Annotated in this window: 19 protein-coding genes; 7 read left to right on the top strand and 12 right to left on the bottom strand. The window is 27.8% G+C overall.

Annotation, left to right across the window (positions count from 1 at the left end):
* Window positions 1-20: 20 nt before the first annotated feature.
* The 3 genes from dapA to dapD are packed head-to-tail and all read left to right on the top strand — an operon-like array spanning window position 21 to window position 2,387.
* On the top strand, window positions 21-914 hold the full coding sequence (gene dapA / locus I2H23_RS08295) for a 4-hydroxy-tetrahydrodipicolinate synthase (protein WP_166504724.1): 894 nt from the start codon (window positions 21-23) through the stop codon (window positions 912-914).
* Window positions 908-1,654, top strand: coding sequence for a 4-hydroxy-tetrahydrodipicolinate reductase (dapB, locus tag I2H23_RS08290; RefSeq protein WP_166504723.1), 747 nt, complete (start codon window positions 908-910; stop codon window positions 1,652-1,654). The genes dapA and dapB overlap by 7 nt, the downstream gene beginning before the upstream one ends.
* 16 nt (window positions 1,655-1,670) lie before the next feature.
* Window positions 1,671-2,387: a 2,3,4,5-tetrahydropyridine-2,6-dicarboxylate N-acetyltransferase gene (dapD, locus tag I2H23_RS08285; protein WP_195581469.1), complete on the top strand. Its 717-nt coding sequence runs from the start codon at window positions 1,671-1,673 to the stop codon at window positions 2,385-2,387.
* 40 nt (window positions 2,388-2,427) lie between these two features.
* On the opposite strand, the gene srtB is transcribed toward dapD, so the two are convergent.
* The 10 genes from srtB to I2H23_RS08235 all read right to left on the bottom strand — a co-directional run bounded on the left by srtB (window position 2,428) and on the right by I2H23_RS08235 (window position 11,106).
* A complete protein-coding gene (gene srtB / locus I2H23_RS08280; protein ID WP_092922510.1) occupies window positions 2,428-3,219 on the bottom strand; it encodes a class B sortase in 792 nt (263 codons plus the stop codon).
* Window positions 3,220-3,516: 297 nt separating this feature from the next.
* The gene (locus I2H23_RS08275; protein ID WP_176698632.1) at window positions 3,517-4,119 is read right to left on the bottom strand and encodes a DUF4397 domain-containing protein; all 603 of its coding nucleotides are present in this window, start codon (window positions 4,117-4,119) and stop codon (window positions 3,517-3,519) included.
* 67 nt (window positions 4,120-4,186) lie between these two features.
* A complete protein-coding gene (locus I2H23_RS08270; RefSeq protein ID WP_092922504.1) occupies window positions 4,187-4,594 on the bottom strand; it encodes a VOC family protein in 408 nt (135 codons plus the stop codon).
* A 164-nt stretch (window positions 4,595-4,758) separates the two neighbouring features.
* The gene (gene hpt, locus I2H23_RS08265; RefSeq protein ID WP_092922501.1) at window positions 4,759-5,298 is read right to left on the bottom strand and encodes a hypoxanthine phosphoribosyltransferase; all 540 of its coding nucleotides are present in this window, start codon (window positions 5,296-5,298) and stop codon (window positions 4,759-4,761) included.
* A 70-nt stretch (window positions 5,299-5,368) separates the two neighbouring features.
* Window positions 5,369-6,673, bottom strand: coding sequence for an L-cysteine desulfidase family protein (locus I2H23_RS08260; RefSeq protein ID WP_195581468.1), 1,305 nt, complete (start codon window positions 6,671-6,673; stop codon window positions 5,369-5,371).
* A gap of 282 nt (window positions 6,674-6,955) precedes the next feature.
* Complete coding sequence (locus tag I2H23_RS08255; protein ID WP_195581467.1) at window positions 6,956-8,725, bottom strand: sigma-54 interaction domain-containing protein; 1,770 nt, start codon at window positions 8,723-8,725, stop codon at window positions 6,956-6,958.
* Window position 8,726: 1 nt separating this feature from the next.
* A complete protein-coding gene (locus tag I2H23_RS08250; protein ID WP_166504718.1) occupies window positions 8,727-8,867 on the bottom strand; it encodes a hypothetical protein in 141 nt (46 codons plus the stop codon).
* A gap of 77 nt (window positions 8,868-8,944) precedes the next feature.
* Window positions 8,945-9,514 (bottom strand): class I SAM-dependent methyltransferase, encoded by a 570-nt coding sequence (locus I2H23_RS08245; protein WP_240276208.1) that lies wholly within the window; start codon window positions 9,512-9,514, stop codon window positions 8,945-8,947.
* Between the two features lie 109 nt (window positions 9,515-9,623).
* Window positions 9,624-10,259: a single-stranded DNA-binding protein gene (locus I2H23_RS08240; protein WP_092922488.1), complete on the bottom strand. Its 636-nt coding sequence runs from the start codon at window positions 10,257-10,259 to the stop codon at window positions 9,624-9,626.
* A gap of 79 nt (window positions 10,260-10,338) precedes the next feature.
* Window positions 10,339-11,106 carry a polysaccharide deacetylase family protein gene (locus I2H23_RS08235; RefSeq protein ID WP_092922485.1) on the bottom strand — a complete coding sequence of 256 codons (768 nt, stop codon included), beginning with the start codon at window positions 11,104-11,106 and terminating at the stop codon, window positions 10,339-10,341.
* Between the two features lie 125 nt (window positions 11,107-11,231).
* Here I2H23_RS08235 and I2H23_RS08230 point away from each other — a divergent pair, with 125 nt between their 5' ends.
* The 3 genes from I2H23_RS08230 (at window position 11,232) to I2H23_RS08220 (ending at window position 12,429) form a co-directional block, all read left to right on the top strand.
* Complete coding sequence (locus I2H23_RS08230) at window positions 11,232-11,399, top strand: hypothetical protein (protein WP_166504717.1); 168 nt, start codon at window positions 11,232-11,234, stop codon at window positions 11,397-11,399.
* A 118-nt stretch (window positions 11,400-11,517) separates the two neighbouring features.
* Window positions 11,518-11,721 (top strand): alpha/beta-type small acid-soluble spore protein, encoded by a 204-nt coding sequence (locus I2H23_RS08225; protein ID WP_092922482.1) that lies wholly within the window; start codon window positions 11,518-11,520, stop codon window positions 11,719-11,721.
* Window positions 11,722-11,892: 171 nt separating this feature from the next.
* Complete coding sequence (locus I2H23_RS08220) at window positions 11,893-12,429, top strand: DUF4364 family protein (protein ID WP_092922479.1); 537 nt, start codon at window positions 11,893-11,895, stop codon at window positions 12,427-12,429.
* Window positions 12,430-12,431: 2 nt separating this feature from the next.
* Here the strand turns inward: I2H23_RS08220 and I2H23_RS08215 are convergent, their stop codons facing one another.
* Window positions 12,432-13,295: a YncE family protein gene (locus tag I2H23_RS08215; protein WP_092922476.1), complete on the bottom strand. Its 864-nt coding sequence runs from the start codon at window positions 13,293-13,295 to the stop codon at window positions 12,432-12,434.
* A gap of 148 nt (window positions 13,296-13,443) precedes the next feature.
* Between I2H23_RS08215 and I2H23_RS08210 the strand changes: the two genes are divergently transcribed.
* Complete coding sequence (locus I2H23_RS08210; RefSeq protein ID WP_092922473.1) at window positions 13,444-13,689, top strand: TIGR03905 family TSCPD domain-containing protein; 246 nt, start codon at window positions 13,444-13,446, stop codon at window positions 13,687-13,689.
* Window positions 13,690-13,879: 190 nt separating this feature from the next.
* Here the strand turns inward: I2H23_RS08210 and I2H23_RS08205 are convergent, their stop codons facing one another.
* Window positions 13,880-15,187: a bifunctional folylpolyglutamate synthase/dihydrofolate synthase gene (locus I2H23_RS08205; RefSeq protein ID WP_092922470.1), complete on the bottom strand. Its 1,308-nt coding sequence runs from the start codon at window positions 15,185-15,187 to the stop codon at window positions 13,880-13,882.
* Window positions 15,188-15,200 lie beyond the last annotated feature (13 nt).

Here is a 15,200-nt window from a genome sequence, read left to right as displayed (position 1 = left end):
TATATAAAGGGGTTTTGTATATGTTATTTAAAGGTTCTGCAGTTGCTTTAGTTACACCTTTTGATGAAAATGGTGTAGATTTTGAGACTCTTGGAAAATTAATTGAATATCACATAGAGAATAATACTGATGCAATACTTGTTTGTGGAACTACAGGGGAATCCACTACTATGAGCGATGAAGAACAGCTTGCTGTTATAAAATATACTGTTGATAAAGTTAATAAAAGAATACCTGTTATAGCTGGAACTGGCTCAAATAACACTGCACATTCTATTTATTTAAGTCAAGAAGCTGAAAGACTTGGAGCTGATGGATTATTAGTTATAACACCTTACTACAATAAAGCTAACCAAAATGGTCTTAAGCTTCATTTTGAAACTATAGCTAAAAGCGTAAATCTTCCTATAATTATGTACAATGTTCCGGGAAGAACATCTATGAATATGAAACCTAGCTTAGTAGCAGAACTTGCTAAAATAGATAATATAGTTGCTATAAAAGAAGCTAGTGGAGATTTATCTCAAGTTGGAGAAATAGCTAGATTAGTTCCAGATGACTTTGCTATTTATTCAGGAAATGATGATAGTATAATTCAATTATTATCAGTTGGAGGTCATGGAGTAATATCTGTTCTTGCTAATGTTTGTCCTAAAGAAACTCATGATTTAGTTTATAAATTCTTAGAAGGAGATATAAAAGGATCTAGAGAATTACAACTTAAATTAAAGCCTTTAATAGATGCTTTATTTATAGAAGTTAATCCTATACCTGTTAAAACTGCTATGAATTTACTTGGATTTAATGTTGGAAATTTAAGACTACCTCTAGCTGAAATGGAAGATAAAAACTTAGAAGTTTTAAAACAAGAATTAAAAAATCAAGGATTATCATTAGGAGAAAAATCATGCTAAAAGTTATAGTTAATGGATGCTTTGGAAAAATGGGTAGAGTTTTAACTAAATGTATAGAACAAGATCCTGATTTAGAATTAGTTTGTGGAGTATCTCCTAGCCAAAAAGAAAAAACATCTTTTAACGTTTTCTCTACTATGTCTGATATTTCTAAAAAAGGTGATGTAATAATAGATTTTTCTCATCACTTAGCTTTAGATAATGTTTTATCTTATGCTTTAAATACTAAAACCCCTTTGGTTATTGCTACTACTGGATATAATGAAGAAGAGTTAAATAAAATAAAAGATGCCTCTAATATAATTCCTATTTTCCACTCTTCTAATATGTCCTTAGGAGTTAATGTTTTATTAAAATTAGTAAGAGAAGCTACTAAAGTGTTAAATGGTTTTGATATTGAAGTAATAGAAAAACATCATAATAAAAAAGTTGATGCACCAAGTGGTACTGCTATTATGATTGCTAATGCAATAAAAGATGTACTACCTAGTATTGAATATAATTATGGAAGATATGGCCGCGAGGCGAAAAGAAGTGAAAATGAAATAGGAATACACGCTATTAGAGGTGGGACTATTGTTGGTGAGCATAATGTCATATATGCAGGTCATGATGAAGTTGTAGAGTTAAAACATATAGCTCAATCTAAGGATATCTTTGCTAAAGGCTCTATAACTGCTGCTAAATTTTTAGTTAACCAAAGTCCTGGGTATTATAATATGGATAATTTACTAAGTTAATCTATGGAGGTAACTAATGATAAATTTAAACGATGCTTATGAAATAGCCAAATATATAAAAGAATCAAAAAAAATAACACCTGTTAAGGTTTATATAAATACTAATCTTATCAGCTTCAAAGAAGCTAAGGAATTTAAGGTATTTGGTTCTAATGGTTCTTATATACTTATTGGTGACTATGATACAATAAATGATTTTCTAAAAAGTAAGGAAAATCTTATAAACGATATATATATTGAGTATGATAGAAGGAACTCTGCTATACCTATATACAACTACCTTCATGAACATGCTCGTATAGAGCCTGGAGCTATAATAAGAGATATGGCTACTATAGGAAAAAATGCGGTTATCATGATGGGAGCTGTTATAAATATTGGAGCTGTTATTGGTGATAATGCCATGATTGACATGAACGCAGTTATAGGAGCAAGAGGTATAATCGGAAAAAATGTTCATGTAGGTGCCGGAGCGGTTATTGCTGGCGTTTTAGAGCCACCTTCTGCTTCTCCTGTTATAATTGAGGATGATGTTTTAATAGGAGCAAATGCTGTGATACTTGAAGGTGTAACAGTAAAAAAGGGCGCTATTGTGGCAGCAGGTTCAGTTGTTACCCATGACGTGTTAGAAGGAGAGGTAGTTGCTGGCTCTCCTGCAAAAGTCATAAAAATAAAAGACGAAAAAACAGCTGATAAAACTAAGTTAATGGACGGTCTTAGAGATTTGGATTAAATATAAAAGGCTCAAATTAATAAATATTAATTTGAGCCTTTTAATTTACTAATTTGGCATGAATTACAGTTCTCGCATTTTCAAATTCATAGCTACAAGTAGATAAAGTTAGTATTTTATCATTTTCACTTACTTCTACATTAGTGTTATATAAAGACTTGTTTTTTATTTTATTAAGAAATTGTTTATAATCACTTTTAGAATTAAAAGAAGTCTGTATGTAATTATAATTTGCATCAGTTGTATAAACTGAGAAAATTTTATATTCTAATTTTTGTCCATCTGGCGTTTCTATGTATATTTTATTATTTTTATCAAAGAATTTTTTATCTTTAAATTTCTTCAACTCACCAAACATTGTATTATTTCTCATATAGTGACCATAAATAACTGTATTACTATCCTCAAATCTGTTATTTCTATAGTCTAAAAATATAGAACCTGATGGTAAATAATTTTTATTTATATCCTTTTTAAGATAATAGCTATTATCTTTAGCTTGAAGAACTGGGTAATCTATATTAGTTCCATCAATGTCTATCCAGCCTCTATAATCTTTATTTATATCAGATAAATCTAAAGTAGTCTTATTATAAGGACTATTTTGTTTAACCTCTTTATTATCATCTACCTCACTATTGCCTACTTTATAATTATTATTACTTTGTACTTTTGATACAAGTTGTTTTTCTCTTGTTTCTTTTATTTTCTTTATATCATCATATACTTTATCTGCCTTTTTATAGTCTAAAACCTTGCTTATAACCTTATAACTTCCAAATAATAATGCTATTATTAAGACTATATTTATTAAAATCCTTGCTTTCTTCATAGTATTTATACTCCTAATTAAACTAATTATATTATATACCACATAAATATAACTTTGAACATAAAAAATTCGCTTCGCTTAAGCCACTACGTGGGCGCTACACTTCATCCGTTGCTTGAGCGACGTATCGCGAAGCGCTTCAAATTGTCTTTTTTGCGCTTACTAAACTAATTGGTATTGCTTAGCTACAATAGTTATCTATAGTTTTTGAAGTATGATAATTTCCTTAAGCGTAAAAAAGTATAGATAAATTTATCTATACTTTTAATAATAACAAATTTTTATAGTTTATATCTATCACTGTAAGAAAGTTGCTCCATCTAATGTCTGAATCATATCTATATTAGGCGATATCCCAATAACATAAAATGTATATATTCTATTTGGATTTATATTTACTAAGTTGCTTAAAACTGTTTTTTTATTTTCCGTCAATTCTATATCCATCTTATACTCTCCTATTGGCACATTTTCATACTCTGTATAATCTGTATAACCTACATTATTAAATATTTCTTCTCCACCCATTAGTATATTAACATTTGGTGCTTCTGGAACTAAGTGTACAAACTTAATCTTCGATGTATTATCTTCTGGAACTCCCATTTTCTCTGGTATAGGAAGTATATCTACTTTATCATTTTTTTCTATAATAGCTGCTGTTATAAGCTCATCATTTTTTACATCGATACTAACCTCACTCAAAGGACTATCCCTTTCATCTTTTAAATAAACGCTAAATATATGCTCTCCTTCTGGTACATATATATATGGTGTAAATTGAGCAAATCTTACATCCATATAAAAAGGAAATCCATCTATATATACATCTAATTCTTCTCCGCTTACCAAAGCATGTAATACTCTAACCAATGAATATTTCTCATTGAAATTTCTCAAAAAAATCCCCCCATTAATTATAATACTTTCATACTAATATCATATTAATAGAAGGGTGTTTTTGATACTAAGCTATATCAGTATCTCTAATTTCTATTTCTGTTCCTTCTGGTGCTTTTATTTTAAATAAACTTTCACCTTCTACTTTATATACAATTTCTCCATTTTTAACTTTAAAATTAGTATATCCTAGCGATTTTATCCTTTTATACTCTTCTTCCACATTATCCACAATAAATCCCATATGCACTGGGCCTTCATTTAAAGATGTCCACTTTTTAAACTTATCCCCAGCTTTAGGCGTCTGAAGTTCTATCATAAAGGTACCTTGTTTTATCCACGTATTATATTCTCTGTTGTGGAAATTTTTACTCTCTTGAACTACTTCAAATCCCAGTATTCTTGTGTAAAAATCTAATGATTCCTTATATTTTTCTGTTTGAATGCATATATGATGTATCATTTTTATCCCCATACTTAATCCTCCTGCAACCATTTTCATTTTGAAGTTATCCACTTTTCAACCATTTTTACAGTTGATATGTGTATAAATATATATTAGCTTAGTTTACTTATATAGTTTATATAAATTACAAAATCTTTGTAAATAAAAAGTTGCTCCTAAGAGCAACTTTTTATTTATCTATCTTCATTTGTAACATTGAATACGTATGGTACGTTTCTGTAATAATCACCATAGTTTAATCCATATCCAACAACAAACTTGTCTTCTATTTCAAATCCACAGTAATCTGGAACTAATTCAACTTTTCTTCTACTTGGCTTATCAAGTAATACACAGCATTTTACGCTTGCTGGATTTTTAGTTTTTAAATGATTCATAACATGATGCATAGTTAATGCTGTATCTGTTATATCATCTACTATTAATACATCATATCCTTCTAAACTAGAATTTACATCTGATACAACCTTTACGTTCCCACTACTTTGTTCTCCGTGACCATAGCTTGAAGTTGTCATAAACTCTATTTTAACTGGAACAGTTATGTTTCTTACTAAGTCAGCACAGAAGATAAAGCTTCCTTTTAATAAAGATACTACTAAAAGATTCTTTCCTTCATACTCTTTAGATATTTGTGCACCTAATTCCTTAAGTCTAGTAGCAATTTGTTCTTCAGAACATAAAACTTCCCACTTTTTAGTTTCGATATTCATAATAAATCCTCCATTATGTATAAATGATACTTTCAATTTTATAGGAGATTAGATGTTTTTGCAAGGAGAATTACTTAACCTTGTTCATATCATCCATTACATTTATTATAACCTCATCTGTAACAGACATACCTTTATCACTTACTCTTCCTAGGTTTTGTATACTTTGTTCTACTTTAGCTCCAACTATACCATTCATTGGTGGTACGAAACATTGTTGTTTAGCTATTATAGCACTTTGTACTGCTGCTGATGCTGCTGATGCTAATTTTAATGCACAACCTGCTTTTGCACCATCACATATCATACCACTTAAGTTAGCTACCATATTTTCTATAGCACCTTCTATTTGTCTTTCATCTCCGCTCATTAACCAAGATAAACCTGCTGTAGCTCCTGTTGATGCAGCAACTCCACATCCACATACTGCTGATAATCTTCCTGTGTAATTTTTAATATATGCTGTAACTAAGTGAGATATAGCTAAAGCTTTTGCTAATCTTTCATCTGATTGAGGGAATTTCTTGTTGTATGCTACTATTGGAAGTATAGCAGTTAAACCGTGATTTCCACTACCATTTGAACTCATAACTGGCATTTTAACTCCTGCCATTCTAGCATCTGATGCAGCTGCTGTTATCATCATAGCTTGGTTCATTAAGTCGTCTCCAAGTAATCCATCTTCCATAGATTTCTTTATTCCGTATCCAACACCTATACCTACTTTTTGATTTAATCCATAGTTAGCTATTTCTTCATTCATAGCTATTCCTTCTAATAAGAATTCTATGTCTTTAAGATCTAATGCTTCTACATTTTTAACTAATTCTTCTATAGTTATAGTGTCCATTATGTTTTCTTCTTTTTCTGTTGTAACTGCTATTTCTTCTAACCCTTCTTCATTTAATAAAATATTTCCATTTTCTTCTAAGTAAACAAAGTTATCATGCTTAGTTCTTATAATAACCCTTGAAGTTCTAGTTTTTCCTTCTAAGTTTACTTCTATATATACCTTTTCCTTTGTATCCGCTGGTGATATTGATATTGGATGAGTATCCATATACTCTTCTGCCTTTTTAACTTCTTCCTCAGTTAAAGTTTCTAATACTCTTAATCCATTTTCAGAGTGTCCACCTATAAATCCTAAAGCTACTGATATTTTTAATCCTAATCTTTCTGTTCCTGGTATTCCTACACACATTCCGTTCTTATATACGTTTGGGCTAACTAATACGTTATGCTTAACTATTTCTTCCCCTAATAATTCTTTTGCTTTAGCACAAGCTAATGCAACTGCAACTGGCTCTGTACATCCTAGAGCTGGCTTTACTTCTGCCTTTAATATATTAACTATTTGATTTCTTACATCCTTCATAACATTTCCTCCCACATAAATTAAGTTTATACTTTTATATATAGCAATATATGTGCCAACTTTTTAAATTAATTATTATTTTTCTATTATTTAATTTATCTAGTTAAAACGTTTCCGTAAAATGCTTATATGTACGCATTTGTCATCATTTTTCTACATTATAATTAAGATTATTATTTTTTTAGTTTTTTTCTAAATCTGCATTTAAATATTAATTTTGTGTATAAATTTATATTTTTATCTCAATTTGAGTAAAAAAAAATCTCAAAATGAGATTTTTTCTCATTTTGAGATAATTTTATATTTCTCTAGTTTTCTATATAGAGTAGCTCTAGATATACCTAATGCTTTTGCTACTAGCTCTTTGTCTTTTTTATAATCTTTATATTTATGTAATGCTTTAATGATTTCTGCTTTTTCTAATTCTTCTAAAGTTCTTATCTTATCATTTTGAACTAATACTTCTTCTAACTCTACATTTTTTAATTTATTAGGTATTACATCTAATGTTATAATTTCTCCTATAGACATATTCACGCCATACTCTATTATATTTTGAAGCTCTCTTATATTTCCTGGCCATTTATATTCTAACATTACATCTAGCACATTTTTGTCAATACCAGTTACATGCTTTTCTAACTTTCTAGAATATTCTTTTATCATAAAATCTATTAAATCTGGTATATCATCTTTTCTTTGTCTTAAATTTGGAAGTGATATAGGTATTACATTAAGCCTATAATATAAATCTTCTCTAAAAGTTCCCTTTAATACCATTTTTTCTAAATCTTTATTGGTAGCTGCTATTATCCTTACATCTATAAATTTATTTGATTTTGCTCCAATTTTATTTAGCTCTTTTTCTTGTAATACCCTAAGTAATTTTGCTTGTAGATGCAAGCTCATATCTCCTATTTCATCTAGGAATATAGTACCCTTATTAGCTATTTCAAACTTACCTAATTTACCACCCTTTTTTGCTCCTGTAAAAGCTCCTTCTTCATAACCAAATAATTCACTTTCTAGTAAATTATCTGGTATGGCTGCACAATTTACAGCTACAAATGGATTTTCACATCTATTACTATGGTTATGTATAGCTCTTGCAAATAACTCTTTACCAGTACCACTTTCTCCTGTAATTAGTACTGTAGAAGTGGACTTAGAAGCTATTAGCGCTTCCTTTTTAACACTATTTATAATGCTACTATTTCCTATTATATTTTCTAATGTTATACTATAATCTTTATTTATTTTATTATAGTTTTTAATAGCATCTTTGTTATCTATAAAGTCTATAACATATCCTTTTAATTCTTTCTTTAAAATAATTTCATTTATATTGTATATTCCTTTTAATTCATATCTATCTAATTTATAGTTAAAACTATGTGATTTTTCTTTTTTAAAATTATCTCTTGATGGTTTTTTTATGAACTCTAAAAGCTTAAATATATTTTTACCATTTATATTATTTTCTAAATTGAATACTTTCTTAAATTTTAAATTATATTTATCTATATTTCCATCTACATCAATAGATACTATAGCCTTATCTATACCATTTACTAAAGTCTCTAGCTTTTTCTTTTCTAATTCTAACTCATAAGCTTTTACTTGAGCTTTAATTTTATTAGATATTAAATCAGCCATTTTACCTAAAAAATTCATTAATACATTGTTATTGTTTTTTATAACTTTAGCTTGTTCCTCTGTAAAAGCTATAAGGCCTATAACTCCATAGGTTACTCCTTCGCTTATTATAGGGCAACAAACCTCTGCAAACTCTTTACAAGCTCCACTATTGGAGCATTCATTACATATATCATTACAACTTGGATCATCTATTATTATTTCTATCTGTTCTATTAGACATTTATTAAAAGCAGAGTATCCACTTATTTTTTCTCCTATTTTTTCTAAATATATACCTGTACCTGCAACTCTAGTTAAGTCATCATCTACTATGGTTACATCTATACCTAAAACAGCTACTATTGCTTCTGCTATATTTTGAATATCTTCTCTTATGTATTTTAAGTTTGCCATATTAATCCTTTCTTAATCTTTTTAAATTAAGTATTTCTTTTATATCCTTTAATACTAAATATATTTTATTTAGCGTAAATTGTATAGATATTAATATAACAAACATCATTACTACTATTATTAATTGATAATTTATACTCATAACTATATGGCTCCTATTTTTAGTTTAATATATAAAAGACCAGGCTAACCTAGTCTTTATATATATTAGTAAAATCTCTATTTTCTTTTTCCTATATAAATGTATCTTTCATTTTCTACTTCTTTAACATTACCTTCAAAATCTAAAGTTGAAAATAACTTTGCAACATCATTTGGATAATGGTACTTGATATTTTCTCCGCACAGTTTATGCTTTAGATTTTTTAACTTAACTTTAATATTTTTTAAATTTAAATCTTCTAATATTAACTCACCATTGATCTTTAGTACTCTGTTAATTTCTTTAGATGCTTGCTCGAAATTTCCAGTGTTATTAAAGTGATCTAATATTATAACTTTGTCAAAATGTCTATCTTCAAAAGGCAATAGTTCAAGTGTTCCTTTTATAACATTACAGTTTCCGTTGTGTATTAAGGAATAACATACGTCTTCATAAGGGCTATTCTCAAGTATTGTTACATATACTCCTAGCCTTCTTAATCTTTTCCCTAGGTCACCTATTTTTCCTACAAGTAGTATATGATTGCCTACATTATACTTTATCGTATCTAAAAAACAAGTTATATCATCAGAGTTATCTGTCAAACTAATACTAGGGTCGTAATCATGATATAATACGCTTTTCACAGTGCTCCCCCTCTTTACTTTCTGCATTTATAACTAACATCATAGAATAAATTATAATAAATAAGGAGCAACTATTCAACTAGTAAATTTTTAGTTTTTTTATGAAACCCTATTCATTATTATTTTCACTCATTTTTTTTATTTTCGATATAGAAACTTCATAAGCAACTTTCTTTATACTATTTCCATCTTCACCTTTTTTTTCATACTCTCTACTTTGAACTCTTCCCCACATTTGTATTCTATCTCCAACCTTTAACCCTTTAGCAAATTTTGCATTTCTTCCCCAAACTATTGATGGTATATAGTCTGATTTATTGTATGGTCTATTTATTGCTACTAATAAATCTGTTATCTCTCTCCCTAATGGAGTCTTTCTATAAACGGGCTCTTTACATATGTAACCATCTAAAAATATACTGTTTGGATCTTTATTTTCCTCTTCTATCGTCTTTATTTCTCTAACAAAAACAGTTAAAACTAGTCTATTTCTATTATCAATATTTTTATTATAAGACCTTAACTGCCCCAATATACTACATAAATTCCCTTCCTCTATTTTTATATCTTCTAAAAGTCTTTCTGAAACTGTAATAGGAAGTATATCATAAGAATCACTAAGTCTATTTATTTTAATAGTAGTGTTATAAAACTTCTCTCCAAATATTTCATGACTGAATTCTAAGTTTTCACTCAGTTCCCCTCTTAAATTCACTACATTCGTTTCTTCTTTAACTGTTACCATCTTTATCCCCCCACAATTTGTTAATTGTATATTTTATCTTTTATATAATAAATATATTTATAAATTCTTACTTTTATTACTACTTATTCTGTAGCTTTTGAACTCCATTACTATCCACTTTGAAATTTTCTTTGTATGTTATTTCTGATACAGGAACTATTTTATATCCATCTTTCTTTAAATTAAGTATTATAGTGTCTATGTAATTTTCCACATTACTTACATTTGAATGAAATAATACTATAGATCCTGGTTCAGAATTTTTCATTACTCTATCAATAACATGATTTGCACCAAATCCCTTCCAATCCATAGAATCTAGGCTCCATTTAATGGTTTGATGATCTAATGAATTGCTCACCTCTAAAGTTTCTTTATCTGTATCACCAAATGGAGGTCTAAATAAACTTGTTTTTTCTCCTGTTATATCATATATTTTTTCTGATACTAACTTAATTTCTTGAACTTTTGATTCTTTTGATAAATTTTTAAAACTTGCATGTGTATTAGAATGATTTCCTATTTCATGACCTGCATTATGTATTTTTTCAACTAATTCCTTATTATCTTCTATCCAACTGCCCAGCAAAAAAAACGTAGATTTTACATTATGTTTTTCTAAAACTTGTAAAATTTCATCTATATTATTTTTTCCCCATGCTACATCAAAGGTTAAAGCTATTTCTTTATCATTTGTATCAACACTATGTATTGGCATACTAGCTACTTCTTTTTCATAACATACATATCTAATTCCACCTATTAAAGCTATTATAAAAACTATTGTTACTCCTAAAAAGAAAGTACTAGATCTAAAATATTTTATTTTTTTAGACTTATACTTCATATTTACACCTCCTTTTTGTTGTCCTATATTTAAAACTTATTTTTATTTTTTTCAAAAAATTACTATTAAACTAAATTTATTATTTGGGCAAATTAAAGTTAATACTAATATAAGGTGGTGCTATTATGTCAATTATAAAAAGTTCTTTTGGTAATATTAAAGGTCATCAAGTTGAAACAGCTAGAAAGACATTTAAACTTGAAGGTAGACACTATCTAAGAGAAGCACATGGAATTGAAGAAGGTGTACGTAAAGATAAAAAAATAAAAATTGATACAAAGTTCAAACAATAAAAATTGATACAAAGCACAAATAATTTTTAAAAAAACGTATATAAAATTTGATTCCAGGGTAAATTAGTATCAACAATACAATATGTATTGTACACAACATCTAAGGAGGAAATTTACTATGGCAAACAACAACAGAAAAGCTGTTCCAGAAGCTAAGGCTGCATTAAATCAAATGAAGTTAGAGATAGCTAATGAAATAGGATTAGCTAACTATGACACAATAGACAAAGGTAACTTAACAGCTAGACAAAACGGTTATGTTGGTGGCTATATGACTAAAAAATTAGTTGAAATGGCTGAAAACCAAATGGCTGGTAAATAGTATAGTAAATTCTGACATCTAAGTGATAAGAGGCTACCTAAATGGTAGTCTCTTATATTTTTACGAATAAAAAAAGATATTTTATTTATTGAATATATTCAAATTCTACTTTTATTTTTGTATATTTTGGTTTAATATATTATATAGAAATAGTTTACGGAGGATGGTACAATGTTTGAAAACTCATCTGAAGAATTAGCTTCTCACAAGCTTTTAATTTTATATATTTTAAATAAAATTAATATGGATTTAACTAATTCTCAAATTACTCAAGTTATCTTAGAAACTGAGACTATGAATTATTTTTCTCTTCAACAGTTTTTAAGTCAACTTATGGAATCTAAATTTTTAGTTACTTATGAGGATTCTGGTAAAGAATATTACTCTCTTACTCAAAAAGGGTTAGAAATATTAGAGTACTTCTTATCTAGAATACCTGAAGATACAGCTAAAAAAATAGACGAGTATATAATAAATAATAAAGAGAATCTGTTATCTGATACACAAGTAAAATCAAGCTTTGTAAAACAAAGTGATCATGAATTTATTGTTAACTTGAGAGTTATTGAAAATCAATCTAACTTAATAGATTTAAACTTAAATGTTTCATCAGAGAAACAGGCCAAGCTTATTTGTAACAATTGGAAGAAAAATGCATCATATATGTATGCAGAAGTTATAGATTTACTTATACGTGATAACCACTAAGCCTATAAACATATTATTGTTGTAGGCTCTTTTCCTGTTTTAATTTCATTTATAAACATGTGATTTATTGCATTATATACTTTTATAGAGTTATTTTGAGTATCAGATACAAATAATAATTCTTCATTTCTAGAAATAGCTAAACCTTGTGGATTCCCATTTATCTTAATTTCACCTTTAATTTCTAAGTTATTATAATCTAATATTACTACTTTTTTATGTCCTAAATCAGCTATATATACCTCACTTTTGCTATAGTTAAAGCATATTTCTACTGGTATCAAAAACTGATTTATTATATGCTTTATCTTCATATTAAATCCATCTAGTACTATTACACTTCCATCTAATGTAGATACATATACTTCATTTTTTTTAGTATCTACCTTTATATGCCATGCTTTGAAGTCTATCTTAATCTCCCTATCTATACATTTGCTTAAGGTATCTATACAGTATATAGAATTTTTACAAGGTACATATAATTTATTTTCTTTTTCATTAAAATCAAATCCATGCGGTGTTTCTCCTACACTAATTATACCTACTGGCTCTAGCGTATGTTCATTTATTATGTAAATACTATTAGAATCTTCATTAGATATATAAAGCTCTCCTTTAGATATACCTATCTGACTTAAGTTACCACCTATAGACATACTATCTATTATTTTCTTTAGTTCCAGGTCTAGTATATACATTATTCCATTACTTGAACTGGGTAAATACATTAATTTCTGCTTTTTATTTATGCAAAAATGATGCGGATAAGTCCCATCATCTAATAGTATTTCTTCAGTTTTAAAATCTTTATAATCTAATATACTTATGCTATTCGATAGATAATTTGAAATATATAGCTTCAAACTTTAGCCCCCTTTATTATTCATACATATACTATAATCGTATATTCTTTTGTATCTATATATTATTACTATCTTTTAGTATTGCAATATTGAATATATATTTGATATGATAGGATTGAAAATAATATATTAAGTTAGGGGTTTTATTATGAAAATAACATTTAAGCCAAGTGGCGTTTGTTGTAGAGAAATGAATTTTGAAGTAGATGATAACAATGTTATAACTAACGTTGAGTTTATAGGTGGATGTCCAGGTAATTTAATAGGACTTAAGCAATTAGTAATTGGTCAAAATGCATTTGAAGTAGCTGATAAGTTAGCTAATATACCTTGTGGCGGAAAAACTACTTCTTGCCCAGACCAATTATCTAAAGCTATACGCCAATCTCTATAATGTTTATTTATGAGTATCTTTAGGTATTTTACCTTATTTGATACTCTTTTTTATTTGTATAAAATATATTCTATAAATTTTTAGTTCATTTAAATAATATATTTATAAACTATTTTTTAATCGTTTTTAAAGTTGAAAAGTGCCTTAAAATAGCTATTATTACTATTTTAAGGCACTTTGTTTTATACTACTATGCTAACTCTAATGTATTATTTACTATTGTTCTAACTGCTCCTATCATATATAAAGATCCTGCACTTATTATTATATCTTCTTTTTTAGAGTTTCTTAGTGTATAATTGACAGCTTCTTCTATGTTTTCTATTGAAATTACATCGTCCACATATTTAGATATTTTTTCTTTTAAAGCTTCACAGCTTATAGCTCTTGGATTATCTGGAGTTGTTGTTATTACCTTATCAAAATAAGGCATAATTATTTTTAACACACTATCTATATCTTTATCCTCTAACATTCCTATTAAAAGAGTTCCTTTTTTGTCTCCAAAATTTTCACTTATAGATTTAGCCAAAGAACTTGCTCCATCTTCATTGTGTGCTCCATCAATTATAAATATAGGATCTTCCATTAACTTTTCTATTCTACCTGGCCACTTTGTATTTAATAGACCTATTCTAATATCTTCTTCATTTATATCTAAATTTTTAGCTTCTTTTAAGTACTCTACCACACTTAAAGCTAACATGGAATTATTAACTTGATGTTCTCCTATTAACTTTATTTCTAAGTCTTCATATGTTTTATTCATAACCTTACAGCTATATACTTGAGAATTTATATCTGATTTTTTAATTTTCATACTATCAAATGTAACTTCTATATATTTAGCATTTTTCTCTTTACATATATTTTTTATAACATCTTTTGCTTCATCACTTTGATCGTATACTATAGCTACTCCATTTTCTTTTATTATTCCACCTTTTTCATAGGCTATTTTAGCAACTGTATCTCCTAATATACCTACATGATCTAAGCTTATAGATGTTATTACACTTACTTCTGATTTGCTTATAACATTAGTAGCATCATATCTTCCACCCAATCCAACTTCTAGCGCTACAAAATCTACATTTTGTTCACAATAATAATAAAATGCCATGGCAGTTACTATTTCAAATTCTGTAGGATATGAATATCCATTTGCCACCATATATTCTATTTTTTCTTTTATTAAGGTAACTATTCTAGCTACATCATCTTCTGGTATATTTTCTCCATTTACTCTTATTCTCTCTGTGAAAGTCTCTAAAAATGGTGATGTATATAATCCAACTTTGTATCCAGCTTCCTTTAATATACTTGTTATAAAAGAACAAGTTGAACCCTTTCCATTAGTTCCTGCCACATGTATTATATTTATCTTATCTTGTGGATTTCCTAATAGTTCTAATAGTTTAGATATATTATCTAGTCCTAACCTTACACCAAACTTGTGAGTTTCTTCTATGTAATGTAATGATTCTTGGTAGTTCATTTATTATCCCCCT

It is taken from the genome of Romboutsia sp. BSD2780061687b_171204_C1, from assembly GCF_015560225.1.
In the GTDB taxonomy this organism is placed as follows: Bacteria; Bacillota; Clostridia; order Peptostreptococcales; family Peptostreptococcaceae; genus Romboutsia_C; species Romboutsia_C hominis.
This window is presented reverse-complemented; position numbering and strand designations above follow the sequence as displayed.